General features: G+C 48.7%; 15 protein-coding genes. 7 read left to right on the top strand and 8 right to left on the bottom strand.

The features are described 5' to 3' along the window. The first annotated feature begins 256 nt into the window (after positions 1-256). Entirely contained in the window at positions 257-2854 is a 2598-nt protein-coding gene (locus AC5YBX_RS15520; protein ID WP_494523994.1) for a putative bifunctional diguanylate cyclase/phosphodiesterase, read from the top strand. A gap of 82 nt (positions 2855-2936) precedes the next feature. After that, positions 2937-3743 carry an SDR family oxidoreductase gene (locus AC5YBX_RS15515; RefSeq protein ID WP_494523993.1) on the top strand — a complete coding sequence of 269 codons (807 nt, stop codon included), beginning with the start codon at positions 2937-2939 and terminating at the stop codon, positions 3741-3743. A 29-nt stretch (positions 3744-3772) separates the two neighbouring features. On the opposite strand, the gene AC5YBX_RS15510 is transcribed toward AC5YBX_RS15515, so the two are convergent. The 3 genes from AC5YBX_RS15510 to purH all read right to left on the bottom strand — a co-directional run bounded on the left by AC5YBX_RS15510 (position 3773) and on the right by purH (position 7230). Then, on the bottom strand, positions 3773-4000 hold the full coding sequence (locus AC5YBX_RS15510; protein WP_475517053.1) for a hypothetical protein: 228 nt from the start codon (positions 3998-4000) through the stop codon (positions 3773-3775). Between the two features lie 159 nt (positions 4001-4159). After that, complete coding sequence (gene purD, locus AC5YBX_RS15505; protein WP_494520770.1) at positions 4160-5452, bottom strand: phosphoribosylamine--glycine ligase; 1293 nt, start codon at positions 5450-5452, stop codon at positions 4160-4162. Between the two features lie 188 nt (positions 5453-5640). After that, positions 5641-7230 carry a bifunctional phosphoribosylaminoimidazolecarboxamide formyltransferase/IMP cyclohydrolase gene (purH, locus tag AC5YBX_RS15500; RefSeq protein ID WP_494520771.1) on the bottom strand — a complete coding sequence of 530 codons (1590 nt, stop codon included), beginning with the start codon at positions 7228-7230 and terminating at the stop codon, positions 5641-5643. Between the two features lie 299 nt (positions 7231-7529). Between purH and zntR the strand changes: the two genes are divergently transcribed. Together zntR and AC5YBX_RS15490 are read left to right on the top strand one after the other, a co-directional pair. Then, complete coding sequence (gene zntR / locus AC5YBX_RS15495) at positions 7530-8009, top strand: Zn(2+)-responsive transcriptional regulator (protein WP_475515017.1); 480 nt, start codon at positions 7530-7532, stop codon at positions 8007-8009. 2 nt (positions 8010-8011) lie between these two features. Beyond that, positions 8012-9367, top strand: a complete 1356-nt coding sequence (locus AC5YBX_RS15490; protein ID WP_494523992.1) for an SO_0444 family Cu/Zn efflux transporter — start codon at positions 8012-8014, stop codon at positions 9365-9367. A gap of 98 nt (positions 9368-9465) precedes the next feature. Here the strand turns inward: AC5YBX_RS15490 and AC5YBX_RS15485 are convergent, their stop codons facing one another. Both AC5YBX_RS15485 and AC5YBX_RS15480 read right to left on the bottom strand, forming a co-directional pair. Further along, the gene (locus tag AC5YBX_RS15485; protein WP_475515015.1) at positions 9466-10503 is read right to left on the bottom strand and encodes a DUF4382 domain-containing protein; all 1038 of its coding nucleotides are present in this window, start codon (positions 10501-10503) and stop codon (positions 9466-9468) included. 317 nt (positions 10504-10820) lie between these two features. Then, a complete protein-coding gene (locus AC5YBX_RS15480; protein WP_494520773.1) occupies positions 10821-11546 on the bottom strand; it encodes a YebC/PmpR family DNA-binding transcriptional regulator in 726 nt (241 codons plus the stop codon). Between the two features lie 300 nt (positions 11547-11846). Between AC5YBX_RS15480 and AC5YBX_RS15475 the strand changes: the two genes are divergently transcribed. Next, a complete protein-coding gene (locus AC5YBX_RS15475; RefSeq protein ID WP_494524836.1) occupies positions 11847-12296 on the top strand; it encodes a GNAT family N-acetyltransferase in 450 nt (149 codons plus the stop codon). 102 nt (positions 12297-12398) lie between these two features. On the opposite strand, the gene AC5YBX_RS15470 is transcribed toward AC5YBX_RS15475, so the two are convergent. Beyond that, positions 12399-12644, bottom strand: a complete 246-nt coding sequence (locus tag AC5YBX_RS15470; RefSeq protein ID WP_110457033.1) for a hypothetical protein — start codon at positions 12642-12644, stop codon at positions 12399-12401. Positions 12645-12866: 222 nt separating this feature from the next. On the opposite strand from AC5YBX_RS15470, the gene AC5YBX_RS15465 reads away from it, so the two are divergent. Then, on the top strand, positions 12867-13745 hold the full coding sequence (locus tag AC5YBX_RS15465; RefSeq protein WP_494523991.1) for a radical SAM protein: 879 nt from the start codon (positions 12867-12869) through the stop codon (positions 13743-13745). A 38-nt stretch (positions 13746-13783) separates the two neighbouring features. On the opposite strand, the gene AC5YBX_RS15460 is transcribed toward AC5YBX_RS15465, so the two are convergent. Further along, positions 13784-14617: a mechanosensitive ion channel family protein gene (locus AC5YBX_RS15460; protein ID WP_494523990.1), complete on the bottom strand. Its 834-nt coding sequence runs from the start codon at positions 14615-14617 to the stop codon at positions 13784-13786. Positions 14618-14822: 205 nt separating this feature from the next. On the opposite strand from AC5YBX_RS15460, the gene AC5YBX_RS15455 reads away from it, so the two are divergent. Beyond that, a complete protein-coding gene (locus AC5YBX_RS15455; protein WP_494520776.1) occupies positions 14823-15281 on the top strand; it encodes a hypothetical protein in 459 nt (152 codons plus the stop codon). Here AC5YBX_RS15455 and AC5YBX_RS15450 read toward each other — a convergent pair. Further along, positions 15261-15449, bottom strand: coding sequence for a hypothetical protein (locus tag AC5YBX_RS15450; RefSeq protein ID WP_494523989.1), 189 nt, complete (start codon positions 15447-15449; stop codon positions 15261-15263). The two genes, AC5YBX_RS15455 and AC5YBX_RS15450, sit on opposite strands and share 21 nt — an antisense overlap. Positions 15450-15505: the final 56 nt, after the last annotated feature.

Below are 15505 nucleotides of genomic sequence, written 5' to 3'. Positions count from 1 at the left end.
TGAGCTTGGTTATCCCGTCTTAGTCTGGAGAGATGGCAAGCATCAATACGTTAGCGTAAACAGCATCACTCTTTGCCTATGTGTGTTGAGATGAGTTCTATGCTTTAAGGCAACAGTTTTATACCAATACTGTCGTTATGAATACTTTTGGATTGGCAGTGCGAAAAGCTATTTAATCCATTGGCTAAATAGGGTATTTTGCCTGCCGCATTGGTATTGATGCGATGATGAATAAACACAGGATGGTTGTAGACCGATGCGTATTAGCAAAAAATTAGTGGTTTTTGTTGTAGGATTTTGCTTACCCGCCATCATCGCCATCACTTTTTCTCTTAATTTATGGTTTGATAATCGTGTCGAGCAACTTAAGCGTGCCTCCATCGATGCTGAATTTAACAACATCGCCAGACTTATCGATACTGAGCTTAAGCGTTTAGCATTATTTACCCAGATTTATGGTGTACCCATTTCGGCATTGGATCATGCTAGTCGCCAGCGTTTTGAGCAAGCTTGGCTTAATAGTGGACTAGCCGAGCATCGTAGTCTGTTTTATTTAGAGCAGGATAAAGCAACTGCCTTTGCCGCGAGCGTGGCTGCGATATCGCATTTCGACTCCAGTATATTACCCGCCTCATTGTTTGAGCTAACTCAGGCGAAGACGGGGTTTTATTTACAAGCGGATAAGGGCTTTATTGTCAGTGTGGCTCCGGTTGATCCGAGCTTATCTATCGTCTTTGTGAGAGGGGTTGATGTTAGTCTGTTAAACCGCTATCAAGTTAACGATGGCTTGAGTCACCTGCAACTTGGGCGTGGCAAAGCCACTGGTCTTATACCAAACTATGCCACCCTGTCACACCAACTGGACGTGCCCGGCCTACTTGATGATGACTCTCTGCATTTATCAATAACCCTTTCCGAGGGCGTATTTACCGATATTCCTCAACAACCGACCCTGTTGCTTTATGGTGTCATCGGCTTGAGCGGTCTACTATTCTTGGTGGGATTTTTATGGCTTAGGATCGGCTTAGTGAGCCCTTTTCGGCGCCTGTTAACCGAATTAGCCAGTATCGATCCTGCTGCTAAGGCTTATGTGCCGCTGCGAGGTGATGGCTGCGAGGAGTTGACGGGGATCGCCGAGCAGGTCAATCATTTGATGGCCCGTATTTTTCAGCAAAAAGAGCGCTCAAAAACCACCTTAGAGGCGATTGCCGAGGCGGTGATTTTAACCGACGTGTCGGCCAAGGCGATTTATCTTAATCCACAGGCTGAGCGCTTACTGCAGTGTGAGTCTAGCGCCGCTGTCGGGGTGAGCATCGAGCAGCTGTTTAAGTCGGATAAACAGATTAGTAATACCTTGTTTAAATTAATGCAAAGTGGCGTGAGTCAACCCTTACTGAGCAAGGTTAAATCTTGTAATGACAAGAGCAAGATTATGGAGCGTAGCATTAACACTTTGCGCGATCCGCAAAATCAGGTGATTGGCACAGTGATTGTGCTGAGGGACATCACCCAAGAGGAGTTGCTGAAACATCAATTAAGGCGCAGAGCTAACTTTGATGGTGTGACCGCGTTATTAAATCGTAGCGCCTTTGAAGAACGCTTAGTGAACTTTGCCGATGATGCCAAGGTACTGGCAATGTGCTATTTCGATCTTGAGCAATTTAAGTTGATCAACGATTCCTGTGGTCATAACCAAGGCGATGTCATGCTTAAGATGGTTGCCAAGGCAATACAATCGAGTCTGACTGGCCATGCCTTACTGGCGCGACTGGGCGGCGATGAATTTGGCTTGGCCCTTAAAGATAACACCCTTCTGCAGGTGGCCCAGCAAGTGAAGCGCATTATGGATAATGTGGCCAAACAGGTGATGGAGCATCAAGGATGCCAATATCGCGTGGGGATAAGTGCTGGGGTCGCGGTGGCACACTCGCCCTATATTTTACCGCTTGAGTTGCTCAAAGATGCCGATATTGCCTGCATTGCGGCTAAACGTAAAGGCAGTAATCAGGTGCATTTTTATGACAACAAAGATAAAGAATTAACCTACCAGCGTAATGCACCCAAGTGGGCGGTAAGAATAGCCCAGGCGATCGAACATAATGAGTTAATTCTCTATTATCAGCCGATTAAAGGCATTAATGGCAACGGCCAACATAAACGCATGGAGATCCTGCTGCGGATCCAAGAGCCTTGTGGGCGGATCTTGCCGCCAGCGCAGTTTATTGAGGCCGCAGAGCGCTTTAAGTTGATGACTGAGGTTGATAAAGAGGTGATCCGCAAAACCTTCTTGTGGTTATCCTCCCACGAAGCGCTATGGCATGACCACTGTTTATCTATCAATCTATCGGGCAACAGTTTAGGCGCCGAAGGCATGGTCGATTATATCATCGCGCAGCTGCAGCATTTTGCTATACCGAGCCGTTGCATCTGCTTTGAGATCACCGAAACCAGCGCGATTCAAAATCGCGATCGGGCGATGGAGATGCTGAACCGCCTTCGTAAACAAGGTTTTGCGTTTGCGCTCGACGACTTTGGTACCGGATTCGCCTCCTATGGTTATCTGCGCGAGCTGCCGGTGAACTATGTGAAAATCGACGGCTGCTTTATCAAAACCTTAGCCACGAATGCCAAAGATTACGCCATCGTCAAATCGATTCATGATGTGTGCCGCGTCATGGGCATTGAGACCGTCGCCGAGTTTGTCGAAAATGAAGCGATCATCGACAGGCTAGAGTCTATCGGCATTAACTATGCGCAAGGTTATGCCATCGGCCGGCCTCAGAGCCTAGAGACCTATCTCGACTCGCACCCACAATTACAGCTAATCCAAGAGGCCGCAGCACAGGGGCGTTAAGGTGTGATGCTTGTGCTTTGCTGCTATCTGTGTGAGCTTAAGTCTATGTCGCTTAAGTGGTTAACGGGTAGGGAGAGCAAAGATGCAAGGATTGACAGATAAAGTGGTGATCATTACCGGCGCCTCTGAAGGAATAGGGCGTGCATTGGCCAAAGCCATGGCGCCATTGGGGTGTAAATTAGTATTAACCGCCCGCAATCAAGCCCGGCTTGATTCACTGGCACAAGAGTTAGCCCAGATGAGTCATCACACCCCCTTGGTGATCAGCGCCGATATTAGCTCACCCGACCGTTGCCAACATATCGTCGATAGTGCCATTAGCCATTTTGGTCATCTCGATATTGTGGTTAACAATGCGGGCATGACTATGTGGTCACGCTTCGATGAGTTAGAGAATTTGACCATTCTTGCCAAGGTGATGACGGTCAATTATCTCGGCCCCGCCTATTTAACCCACAGTGCGTTACCCCATTTAAAAGCCAGCCAAGGGCAAGTGGTGGTGATCTCTTCTGTGGCAGGCTTGACGGGCGTGCCAACCCGCAGTGGTTACAGTGCATCTAAGCATGCGGTGATGGGCTTTTTTGACTCACTGCGTATTGAGTTAGCCGATGACAATGTGGCGGTGACTGTGATTTGTCCCGATTTTGTGGTGTCAGAAATCCATAAGCGGGCACTCGATGGCCAAGGCGCGCCACTGGGGCGTAGCCCAATGCAGGAGTCTAAAATTATTAGCGCCGAGCAATGTGCGCAGATGATGTTACCTGCCATTGCTCAGCGTAGACGCATGATGATCACCTCAATGCGCGGGCGAGTCGGTCGTTGGCTGCGTCTATTCGCGCCTAAGCTTATCGATAAGATTGCCAAAAAAGCGATCGCCGCGGGCCATTAACCTTTTTATCGCTCACGTGAGAGAGGGATTTACTCCTGCTCGTTTAAATGTTTGATGATGGCGCGCTCGGCATCGGCTTGGGTGGCCGCATCATCATCGCTCGCGACCACTGGCGTGGTCGACCTTAAGCCTGTCATGTCTTCTGCAATATGTAGCCAGTCAGGATGCCAATAAAAGGCCGTACCAGCAAGGGTGTTCCAGTGATGTACGCCAGCTCTTTCGCCATTATAGATAAGATCGCCAATTGTATATGTCATCATGCTTCCCTGATTTAGTTGAAAACGCTCAAGTGAATATAGTGCACTTGGTAACAATATTCATGTGTGAACTAGTTCACGTTTGTTAATTGTTTATCAGCGAGCGAGTGGATAATAAAAAACCGGCTATGGCCGGTTTTTTATTATGCTAGCTTAGGGTTAGCTTTCGCGAGCAATGGCGCGATAAGCAATATCGGTACGAAAATACACATCGTCCCAATGGATGGTATCCACTAAGGCGTATGCAGCACGTTGTGCCTCGGTAACGGTATTGCCCAGTGCGGTAGCGCATAGCACGCGCCCCCCATTGGTGACCACTTTTCCCTCTTGCATACAAGTGCCGGCATGGAACACTTTGGCGTTATTATCACCAAGGCTTAAGCCTTCAATGACATCATGCTTACGGTACGCATCGGGGTAACCACCGGCAGCCATGACTACGCCAACGGCGGCGCGCGCATCAAACTCGGCAGTCACTTGGTTTAGTTCACCACGGGTAGCGGCTAAGCAAAGCTCAACTAAATCTGATTTAAGGCGCATCATGATAGGTTGAGTTTCTGGATCGCCAAAACGGCAGTTGTATTCAAGCACCTTAGCGCTGCCATCGGGTGAGATCATTAGGCCTGCATAAAGGAAACCTGTGTAGACATTGCCTTCAGCGGCCATGCCATCGACGGTTGGACGGATAACATTAGCGATGGTCCAGTCGTGCACCGCTTGGGTCACCACCGGCGCGGGAGAATAGGCACCCATACCGCCAGTGTTCGGGCCATAATCGCCATTGTCACGGGCCTTATGATCTTGGCTGGTGGCCATAGCCAGAATGTTTTGCCCATCGACCATCACGATAAAGCTGGCTTCTTCCCCCTTTAAAAACTCTTCGATAACGACACGTGAGCCTGCTTCACCAAACATATTGCCTGCGAGCATATCTTCAATGGCGGCATCGGCTTCGTTTTGGTCTTGGGCGATAATCACCCCTTTACCTGCCGCTAAACCATCGGCCTTGATGACGATTGGGTAGCCAGTATTGGCGGTGACGTTAGCCACATACGCTTTGGCGGGTTCAATCTCGGTAAAGTTGGCATAGGCCGCAGTTGGAATGTTGTGGCGGGCTAAGAAATCTTTCGTGAAGGCTTTAGAGGATTCGAGCTGCGCTGCGCCTTTCGTGGGGCCAAAAATCGCTAAACCCGCTTCGTTAAAGGCATCGACAACCCCCAAAGACAAGGGGACTTCTGGGCCAACGATGGTGAGCTCAATGTTATTGGACTGAGCAAACTCGACTAGTGCGCTAATCTCTTCAACGTTAATGGCGACGTTTTCTAGTTTAGGCTCTAAAGCCGTGCCTGCGTTACCTGGTGCAACGAAGACGGTGTCAACGTGTGCTGATTGAGCGGCTTTCCACGCTAATGCATGTTCACGTCCGCCGCCACCAATAATCAATACTTTCATGTCTTTACCTTTTATAGCTGCGCCATTTCCTCTCTCTGTATCAAGCATGCCTGTGTATGGGTATATCCTTACCTATAACAGTGCGCCTGCTTGCTTTGACCTAGAGAAAATGGCTTGCGCTAAACGTTAAAAATGAATGTGGTTAATCCGCGAATTAAGTCGTTTTTAACTTAATTCGCGCCAACAAATTAATGACGGAAGTGACGCATACCTGTAAACACCATCGCCATGCCGTGCTCATCGGCAGCGTTGATGATCTCTTCATCACGAATCGACCCGCCTGGCTGGATGATACAGCTGATCCCTGCGGCTGCTGCGGCATCAATACCATCGCGGAAGGGGAAAAACGCATCCGATGCCATGACAGAGCCTACCACTTCGAGGTTTTCGTCGGCGGCTTTAATACCCGCCACTTTAGCGCTGTAGACGCGGCTCATTTGGCCGGCGCCTACACCAATGGTCATGCTGTTTTTGGCATAGACAATGGCGTTCGATTTAACAAACTTAGCCACTTTCCAGCAGAACATCAGATCTTTCATTTCCGCTTCGGTCGGCTGACGCTTCGAAACAACCTTAACATCGGCTTGGCTCACCATGCCTTGGTCACGGTCTTGCAGCAGCAAACCACCGTTGACACGCTTGTAGTCTAGGCTGGTGGTCTTAGTGTTCCACTGGCCGCACTCTAGCAGGCGCACATTGGCTTTAGCGGCAACCACCTCACGTGCGGCTTGGCTCACGCTTGGGGCGATGATCACTTCCACAAACTGACGTTCAACAATCGCGCTCGCGGTGGCGGCGTCGAGCTCGCCATTAAAGGCGATAATGCCACCAAAGGCTGAGGTTGGGTCGGTTTGATACGCGCGGTTATAAGCATCGAGCAGATCGCTACCAATCGCCACGCCGCATGGGTTAGCGTGCTTAACGATAACGCAGGCGGGTTCGTCAAACTCTTTAACGCACTCAAGAGCCGCGTCGGTGTCGGCGATATTGTTGTAGGACAGCGCCTTACCTTGTAGCTGTACTGCGCTAGCGACTGAAGCTTCGTCGATATTCAGATCCACATAGAACGCCGCGCTCTGATGGCTGTTCTCGCCATAGCGAAGATCTTGTTTCTTCACCAGTTGGGTGTTGTAAGTGCGCGGGAACTTAGAATCAGCGTGGCACTCATCGGTGCTGTGGGCTGGCACCATAGTACCGAAGTAGTTGGCAATCATGCCGTCATAGGCCGCGGTGTGCTCAAATGCGGCGATGGCTAAATCGAAACGGGTTTCAAGCGTGGTGCTACCGTTATTGACTTGCATCTCGGCAATCACGCGGTCGTAGTCGCACGCGTTGACAACAATCGTGGTGTCTTTGTGGTTTTTAGCGGTCGAGCGCACCATGGTGGGGCCGCCAATATCGATATTTTCTACCGCATCGGCTAGGGTGCAGCCTTCTTGGGCAACGGTATTGGCAAAGGGGTAGAGGTTAACGGCAACTAAGTCGATGGGCTTGATGGCATTTTGTTCCATGACCAGCTCATCGATACCACGGCGTGCTAAGATGCCGCCGTGCACTTTGGGGTGCAAGGTTTTTACGCGCCCGTCCATGATCTCTGCATGACCTGTGTAGTCAGAGACTTCAATGACAGGCACACCGTTGTCTGCAAGTAGGGCAGCGGTGCCGCCAGTAGAGAGCAGCTCAACACCTTGAGCATGCAAGGCTTTGGCAAACTCGAGGATTCCGGTTTTATCAGAAACGCTTAACAGCGCGCGACGAATAGGTCTGGCATTATTCATTTTGGGTACAGGGTCCAGTAGTTATTTTTAAGGATCTTTCGGAAAACAATACAAGGCTTTAGTTAGTGCCTTGCTCTGCTTTCCAAAAGTCCCTCAATCTATTGTTACTGTCCATCGCGGCGCGCGTATTTTATCGTAAAATGGTGTGCCATGCTGTTTTTTTCTGCACGATTTCACAATACGCGTAAGCGAACAAGCATCTTGATTGTAAATACGCATAATAACCCTTGACCTTAGATTTAACTCTAAGGTTTATACTCAGGGGTATTGACTATGATCCCAAGCGATTTGGATGAAGCATGTATCGAATAGGTGAACTAGCAAAGCAGTGTGAGGTGAAGGCCGACACCCTGCGGTTTTATGAAAAACATGGTTTGTTATCGCCTTCGATGCGAACCGAAGCGGGTTATCGCATGTACACCGAACAAGACGCTGAGCGGTTACGTTTTATCTTGCGGGCCAAAGCGGTGGGGTTCACGCTGGCGGAAATCGCTGAGCTGTTGTCGATTGACTTGGATAAGTCCAATTGGGCGTGCGCCGATGTCAAAGGGATGGTGGATATCAAGTTAGCTCAGGTGAGCGCAAAAATCGCCGAGCTTAATCATTTTCAGGTGTCGCTTAAGCGCTTGTCCGATGCCTGTTGTGGCGGCCCTGAAAGTGCCGAACATTGTTCAATATTAGAAGCGCTAGAATCAAACTCTGCTGAAGTAAAGCCTGAAAACCATACTCATCAGCATCAAGATAACCCAAATAAAGCAAGCTGTAAGCGTAAGGGCTAGTTATGTTATTAAGTCATTTTATCGATCTGTTTTTAGAGTCAGCCCCTTGGTTGCTACTGGGATTAGTGTTGGCGGGTATGTTAAAGATGTTTGTGCCCATGGCGTGGATGCAACAGCAGCTCGGTGGCCATGGCTTTAAAACCACCGTTAAGGCGGCGGTGCTGGGCGCGCCTTTACCCTTATGTTCTTGTGGCGTGATCCCTGCCGCAGTAGGGCTGCGTCGCTCTGGCGCGTCAAAAGCGGCGACCACCTCATTTTTAGTCTCGACCCCAGAAACGGGTATCGATTCTGTCAGCGTATCTTATGTCTTGCTTGGGCCATTTATGGCGATTGTCAGACCGATTGCCGCTATTGCCAGCGCCATTGTGGCAGGCTTGTTAGTTGGCCGCGATGATGACCAAGTAGCGCCTGCAACCTCAGTGTCAGACAAGGACGCGGCAACCGCGAGCTGCTGTAGCAGTAATAAAGCCGAGGTCGTGGTGGCGTCTTGTTGCAGTAGCAAAGCCGCAACGCCCGTAAAAAGTGGCGGTGGTGCTAGCCAAGGGGATAAGTCGCTCGTCATGCGCCCATTAGGTGAAAGTAGGCGCATGATGGCAATGTCGCCTCAAGGCACGACGCAAGTGGCTCGCCTTAAGCCAGTCGCTGCCAGCGCCAGCTGTTGTCGTGATAAGGCTACCGTTAAAGTCGAGTCTGCATCGAGCTGTTGCAGCACGGCAAACAAAGCCCCTGAAGCTGACAGTTGCTGCGAATCGACCCAAGATATGGCCAGTGACCTAAAAGGCACCTCGGTGATCGCCAGAATGGGCAAAGGGCTGCATTATGCCGCAACCGACTTAGTGCGTGATACCACCATCTGGCTGCTGGTTGGCTTGTTCTTTGCGGCCTTGGTACAAACTTATGTCCCTGGCGATTTTATGGCGAAATGGGGTGATGGCCTGCTTGCCATGCTGGTGATGGTACTGATCTCTGTGCCTATGTATATCTGCGCTACGGCATCGACGCCGATTGCTGCAGGACTATTACTTGCCGGGGTGTCACCCGGCGCGGTATTGGTGTTTATGCTCGCAGGCCCTGCGACGAATATCGCCACCTTGGGCGTGGTCACTAAAGAGCTGGGTAAGCGCGCCTTGTATGGTTATTTGGGCGGCGTACTCGGTGTCGCCTTAGTCTCTGGGGTGATAGTAAATTATCTTGTCGATACCTTTGGCTTTGAGGTGATGCCGCAAGTGGGTGAGCAGCACAGCCTGTTGCCAGCGCCTATTGTCTATACCTCTGGCGTTGTGCTAGCAATCTTAATGTTGAAGGTGTTGCTGGAAAAGTTGCCTAAAAATTGGTGGCGCCGTGATTGTTGCTCATAGAACTTAATTTAAAGCTTCACCTGAATCTTACTCGCAGGAGATAATTAAAAAGGCACTCAATGAGTGCCTTTTTTGTGGGGTAAAGCTGAGCGCTTAAATTAGTTGGCTGGGACAAAATCCATAGGGATATTGCGTTCGGTTACCGCAGCCTTGGTAACGCTGACATTCTGTTCATCGGCATGAATTACGAAAGGAGCTTGTGGGTCGTCTGCGTCGTTGCTTGATTCTGGATCATCATGTTGGGCTAAACAGGTGTAACCCAAGCTGTAAGTGTCTGCAGCGACAAAGCCAAACTCATATTGGTAACCGATAAGCGTTTCGGTGTCATCCAGTATTGGTTGCACTCGTGAGGAGGCAATTGGTGCCACTTGAGGTGGCGTGATATCGGCATCTGGGCGGAAATCGACCATGTCAGTCAGTGCAGTTTCTGCTGGGTATAGATAGACTGCTTGGCTAAACTCTGAGCCCCCAGCATCGGTTTCACATGCTGTCACAGTATCGAGACTAATTTGACCGCTAATGGCGCCCACCTCGGCATTATTAACCAGTTGCACCGAGGTAGGTTTGAGTGTCCAGTATGCCTTATTGCCATGAGGAGCTTGTATGCCTTTAGCTAAGTTAAACTCGGCAACAAACAGATTATTACCGGCGGCGATAGTAAAAGCCTTATTAAAAAACAGTCGGCCAGTATCGGGGTCATCGGCACCTACGCCACCGCAACTACCATTACTATTGGTGACTAGCCCTGCGTCAGTCCCGTCCATGGTTTTCACGTAGGAGCTATTGGTATCGGCGACTTGACTGTTTTTCATGTAAATACACATTTGGTATTCACCGACGGGAACCGATTGGCCACTGACTAATGTGGCCATCTCTTGGCCTTGAACGGTAAGTAAGTCGACCATTTTGAGGTCGCCGTTATCTGATACATCAAACGACAGTGACTGCCCATTACCTTTGAGCACGACCTGTTTAAAGGCGATATTGACAATTTGGGCATCGGCAGGATTATCCGATACCCCTAGACTGAAGCTGCCTGACAGGGGTGCATCAGGGGTGTCATTGCTATCGCTGCCGCCACAAGCGGTGAGGACGCTGGTCAGTGCGATGGCCATTAACGATGTAGAATACTTCATAGATCACCTGTTCATCATGTGTAGAGTGAGTGTAAAAGAGTTAATTCACGCCGCTAGGCGAAGTGAACGACGTATATAGATACATTATAGACACACTTCGTTGTCAGTCTTAAGTCTGAGACATTAACAATAGGGAGATATGAACCAGAATTAATTTAGTTAGGGGTAATATGGATAGATTATTTACCCATTAAGAGTGATGAGTCTTTGCTGAAAACAGCTTGTGGGTTAACTACTGTAGGTGGTGAAAAAATCAAGCGGCTTTGAATTGAGTTGCTCAAATTAAAGCCGCCGTCGCTATTTAATCAATCAACCAGTTAGTTTGCAAATTCCGCATTGTGGTAGACGTTTTGCACGTCGTCACAATCTTCTAGCGCCGCTAGAAACTTCTCGAATTGCGCGATCACTTCAGGATCGGTCACCTCGGTCATGGTTTGCGGCACGAAAGTGATCTCTTCCACTTCAAATTCGATATCGGGTAGTGCTTCGTTTAAGGCGGTTTTGGCCTTGAAAAATTCGGTATGCGGAGCAAAAACACTGACCATGCCGTCTTCGACTTCAATATCGCTCACATCCACATCTGCCATCATCAGCAGCTCTAAAATGGCTTCTTCATCGTCACCTTTAAAGACAAATACCGCTTGGTGATCAAACATATGACCAACCGTGCCAGGGCCGCCTAACTTGGCGTCATTTTTAACAAAGGCTTGTCTCACCTCGGTGAAGGTACGTTTGCCGTTATCGGTTAAACAGTCGACGATGACCATGGCACCACCCGGGCCGAAGCCTTCATAGCGAGCTGTTTCATAGTCCTCACCTCCGCCGCCACGGGCTTTTTCGATGGCACGATCTATCACGTGAGCCGGAACCTGATCTTTTTTAGCCTTAGCGATCATTTGACGCAGTGCTAAGTTGCCATCTGGATCGAAACCACCATTTTTTGCGCAAACATAGAGCTCTTTGCCGTAGCGAGAGTAGAGTCTAGTTTTTTGCCCAGCCGTTTTGGCCATAGATTCTTTGCGATTTTGGTATGCTCTTCCCATCTTGATCTATCTCTTTAAGCTAAAAAAATTGGCCCAATGTTAGCAGTTTTATTGGCATTTTTGCAGACTTGGATAATGAATTTATCAAAACAGCGCTAAGTATCACTATTGCTAGGTTGTTTGCTCTTGGCGGCATGATGAATGGTGGCTGGGGGTTGGCGATGATAACCCCCCTAAAAAAACCAAGTTGAGCCTTAGTAACGACTATCTTCGAGTCGATGACGCGATAAATATGATTGCTCCATTAGGTTGATAATGGGTAGACTGTCTAATCATTTAATCAAGTGGTTGGAGTCAGTGGTGCAGTGGCAAGATTATGGGTTTTCACAGCTCAATGTTACGCAGTTATATGAGCTAATTAAGCTCAGGGTCGATGTGTTTGTGGTAGAGCAGCATTGCCCTTATCCCGAGCTCGATGGCAAAGACACTCTGGCCCAGACTCGCCATCTGTTAGGGGTTGATGAACATGGTGCGCTGGTGGCTTATGCCCGTATTTTAGCGCCGGGCGTGAGTTATGCCGATAGCAGTATTGGTCGAGTGGTGGTCGCAAGTAGCGCGCGTGGAGCCGGGCTTGCAGAGCCACTAATGCACAGGGCGATAGCCATTGCTCAAGCGCAATGGCCACAGACCAATATCCAAATCGGTGCGCAGCAGTATCTGTGTGGTTTTTATCAACGCATGGGCTTCACCCCTGTCTCGGATGTGTATCTCGAAGACGGTATACCCCATATCGATATGCTATTAAGCTAAGCCGCCAGCATAATGGCCAGCCATAAAAAAGGAGCACCTTGATGGTGCTCCTTTTTTTGAGATAAACGCCACAGGCGCTAAAGGCATATTGAATAATAAGCCTTAGTCTCGAAGTCGGATCCTTGGATTGTCGTCAACTTCACCGCGGCTATCTATGGTCGATAGTTGGTGCTGCTGCGCGATAATCGCTAACGGACCCGAAGGCAAATGGCGAACAAACAACAGTCGATAACCAAACCGAAGCAGGTTATAAAGGGCCATTTTTTGCTCTGCGCTCATAGAGTTCCAATGCTCATCATGATGCAGGCTAGTCCTTCGCCTGTCTTGCAGTTGTTGTGCTATTTGCATGTTATTATCTTTACGTATGAAGGCTGATGCAGCCAATTAATTCATCCAGTGCAGCCCCTTCTGATGGCGGTTGTCACTATCGACCAATGGGTCGATTTGAGCAGTCTAAAGTGAATTGGTTGTGTAAAAATTGCACGAGATCAAAGTCGGTGCAAGATCATGCGACTAGATTGAGTAATTATGAAATTGCTCACGTTTTATCCCGTTTTTTGAGGCCGTAAGATGCTCCATTATATCGAACCAGTGTTTCGACCACCGTCAGAGTGGAAATCATTAATTTTACAAGTGACCAATGGCTGTAGTTGGAACCGGTGCAGTTTTTGCGACATGTATACTGCACCGCAAAAGCAGTTTAAGGCGCAAAAACTCGAGCTGATTGAAGCTGATATCCTTAAAGTAAAGCAAAGTGGTGTCGCGGTATCACGGGTTTTTCTTGCCGATGGTGATGCAATGGCACTGCCCTTTAAACGTTTAGAGGCGATCTGTTTGTTGATCCGTGAACACTTACCTCAAGTCACTAGGATAAGCAGTTATTGTCTGCCGCGTAACCTTACTAATAAGACCGATGAGCAACTCGCTCGGCTTAAGTCGTTGGGGTTGAGCCTATTGTATGTGGGCTGTGAAAGTGGCGATGACCAAGTGTTAGCGCATATTGAAAAAGGCGAAACCTTCGAATCATCACTGATGGCATTGAGCAAAATACGTCGCGCCGGTATGAAATCGTCAGTCATGATATTAAATGGTTTGGGCGGGGTGACGCTTTCTCAACAGCATGCGGTTAACTCGGCTAAATTGATGAATGTGGCGCAGCCAGACTATTTGTCCACCTTAGTGGTGACCTTACCTTTGGGGACGCAGAGAATGGACAGTCGATTTGACGGGCATTTTGAGCTGCCCGATCAGTTGGGGCTACTGCGTGAAATGCATACCTTGTTGAGCCATCTTGAGTTAGACAAAACCATTTTTCGCTCTGATCATGCCTCAAACTATTTGGTGCTCAAAGGGGTATTAGGCAAAGATAAAGCCATGTTACTCGCTCTGGTCGAACAGGCATTACAGGGGATGATCCCTCTGCGGCATGAATGGCAGCGAGGCCTGTAAGGCCAACTCTTGGCGTACAGGCAATGCTAGTTTTTGGGTTACTTTTCTATATGGATCTCGCGTATCGGGCAGGGTATTTCAATACCCGCCTGCTGCAGAGCATGAATTAAAGCCAGATTTACTTGGTATTTCTTTTGGTGGTAATGGGCAGTTGGAACCCAATAACGCACACCGATCTCTAGCCCTATGCTATTAAAACCATTGATGCCAATTTGTGGTGCAGCCTGCTGGCTAACATGTTCGCTGCGCTCTAACACCTGACGTATGATGGCAATGACTTGGTCTACGTCACTGTTGTAGTTAATATTAAAGTGGTTATTAACCAATTTGTTTTCAAACGAGTTATGCAGTATTTCGCCGACAATATGTTTGTTGGGAATACTGATCACCTCACCCTCTTCATTGGTCAGCAGGGTTAAGCCAAGATGGATACTCTTGACGACACCACTGACCCCTTTAATTTCAATCGTATTGCCGACCACAAAAGGGCGAGTCACAATAATCGTGACGCCAGCCGCGTAGTTGGCGAGCATGCCTTGCAAGGCTAGCCCTGCGCCTAAGGATGCCGCGCCGATGGCCGCGACCATGGGGGTGATACTGATCCCTAGCTTGCCCAGCGCAATGATCCCCACCATCACTACTATGATGATCCGCACTAAGTTAGAGACAAAGTTGCTGAGGGTGATATCGATATGATGTTTTTCAAATTGCTTAGCAACTAAGTTAGACACCTTGTTAGCCACCCACAGTCCAAGCAGAAAGACCAGCAGTGCGCCAACGAGCTGAAAACTGTATTTCACCAAAAATTCGGTCAACATGTTGTAGACATTTTGCAGCTGAGCAAGCTCCTGCTCTAAACCATTCTCATTCATAAAGTTGTTCCTGACACTGAGGCAACGAATTGTCGTTAAGGTTACTTAATTTTCAAGAGTTTGATAATCACTATCTGCTTAAATCACTCAATCGGCTTAATGCGTGATTGAGCTCAAGCTATGGGCATCATTTTCTAAGTTGGGGATTGGGTTAAGTTATAGTTCAACGAGGACAAATTGATAAATAGTTTAATTAAGGAGTGATATGAAAGCGTTGCTATTAGCGTTAACCTTGCTGGCATCGATGAGTGCCCAAGCGGTGACTCTTGTGGTGGGAGACAACCTTAAGGCGGTGGAGCTACAAGATCAGCACGAGCAAACCTTGGTGGTAGATCAAAGCACTCGCATCGTGCTGTTTAGCCGAGGCATGAAGGGGGGTGACATCATTAAGGCGGCGCTAGAGTCGCTACCACAGGCGGAGCAACCAGAAGGCTTAGTTTATGTCGCCGATATTAGTGGCATGCCATCACTTATCGCCAAGTTTGTCGCCATACCACAAATGCAGGAGCTGCCTTTTCAAATCGCCTTAGACCGAGAGGGGCAAGTCACGCAGCAATGGCTGGGTAATAAAGACACTGCCACGGTTATGCATCTGCAACAGCTCAAGATTGTTGCCATGACTCAGGTGGATACGCCTGAAGCGCTAGTGGCTGCGATAAAATAGTTCATCACATCTTGCCTCGGTTATCTTGATGTTGCGCGCAGCGTTGGATAAGACTAACGCTGCGCCGCTCATATCGCCATCATGGCCTGTTTGGCGCTGCTGCTCGTTTGCCCATGGCGTTATTAGCCTGAGTTTTATCTCCTCATTTATTACCATCTCTTGCTGCATAAAAAGTTATCTTTTTGGCATTAAAACTCATTGCTATTACGGGTAAAATAGCGTTT

The organism is Shewanella sp. 492, assembly GCF_059338445.1.
Note: the sequence above shows the minus strand (reverse complement) of the source record. Positions and strands in the feature narration are given on the sequence as shown.

Excerpts from the sequence above, each read along its gene's own strand:
- AC5YBX_RS15480 (WP_494520773.1), bottom strand. The coding sequence starts at position 11,546 with ATGGGAAGAGCATACCAAAATCGCAAAGAATCTATGGCCAAAACGGCT.
- AC5YBX_RS15520 (WP_494523994.1), top strand. The coding sequence starts at position 257 with ATGCGTATTAGCAAAAAATTAGTGGTTTTTGTTGTAGGATTTTGCTTA.
- AC5YBX_RS15485 (WP_475515015.1), bottom strand. The coding sequence starts at position 10,503 with ATGAAGTATTCTACATCGTTAATGGCCATCGCACTGACCAGCGTCCTC.
- zntR (WP_475515017.1), top strand. The coding sequence starts at position 7,530 with ATGTATCGAATAGGTGAACTAGCAAAGCAGTGTGAGGTGAAGGCCGAC.
- AC5YBX_RS15515 (WP_494523993.1), top strand. The coding sequence starts at position 2,937 with ATGCAAGGATTGACAGATAAAGTGGTGATCATTACCGGCGCCTCTGAA.
- AC5YBX_RS15470 (WP_110457033.1), bottom strand. The coding sequence starts at position 12,644 with ATGCAAATAGCACAACAACTGCAAGACAGGCGAAGGACTAGCCTGCAT.
- AC5YBX_RS15455 (WP_494520776.1), top strand. The coding sequence starts at position 14,823 with ATGAAAGCGTTGCTATTAGCGTTAACCTTGCTGGCATCGATGAGTGCC.
- AC5YBX_RS15465 (WP_494523991.1), top strand. The coding sequence starts at position 12,867 with ATGCTCCATTATATCGAACCAGTGTTTCGACCACCGTCAGAGTGGAAA.
- purH (WP_494520771.1), bottom strand. The coding sequence starts at position 7,230 with ATGAATAATGCCAGACCTATTCGTCGCGCGCTGTTAAGCGTTTCTGAT.
- purD (WP_494520770.1), bottom strand. The coding sequence starts at position 5,452 with ATGAAAGTATTGATTATTGGTGGCGGCGGACGTGAACATGCATTAGCG.
- AC5YBX_RS15510 (WP_475517053.1), bottom strand. The coding sequence starts at position 4,000 with ATGACATATACAATTGGCGATCTTATCTATAATGGCGAAAGAGCTGGC.
- AC5YBX_RS15490 (WP_494523992.1), top strand. The coding sequence starts at position 8,012 with ATGTTATTAAGTCATTTTATCGATCTGTTTTTAGAGTCAGCCCCTTGG.
- AC5YBX_RS15450 (WP_494523989.1), bottom strand. The coding sequence starts at position 15,449 with ATGCAGCAAGAGATGGTAATAAATGAGGAGATAAAACTCAGGCTAATA.
- AC5YBX_RS15460 (WP_494523990.1), bottom strand. The coding sequence starts at position 14,617 with ATGAATGAGAATGGTTTAGAGCAGGAGCTTGCTCAGCTGCAAAATGTC.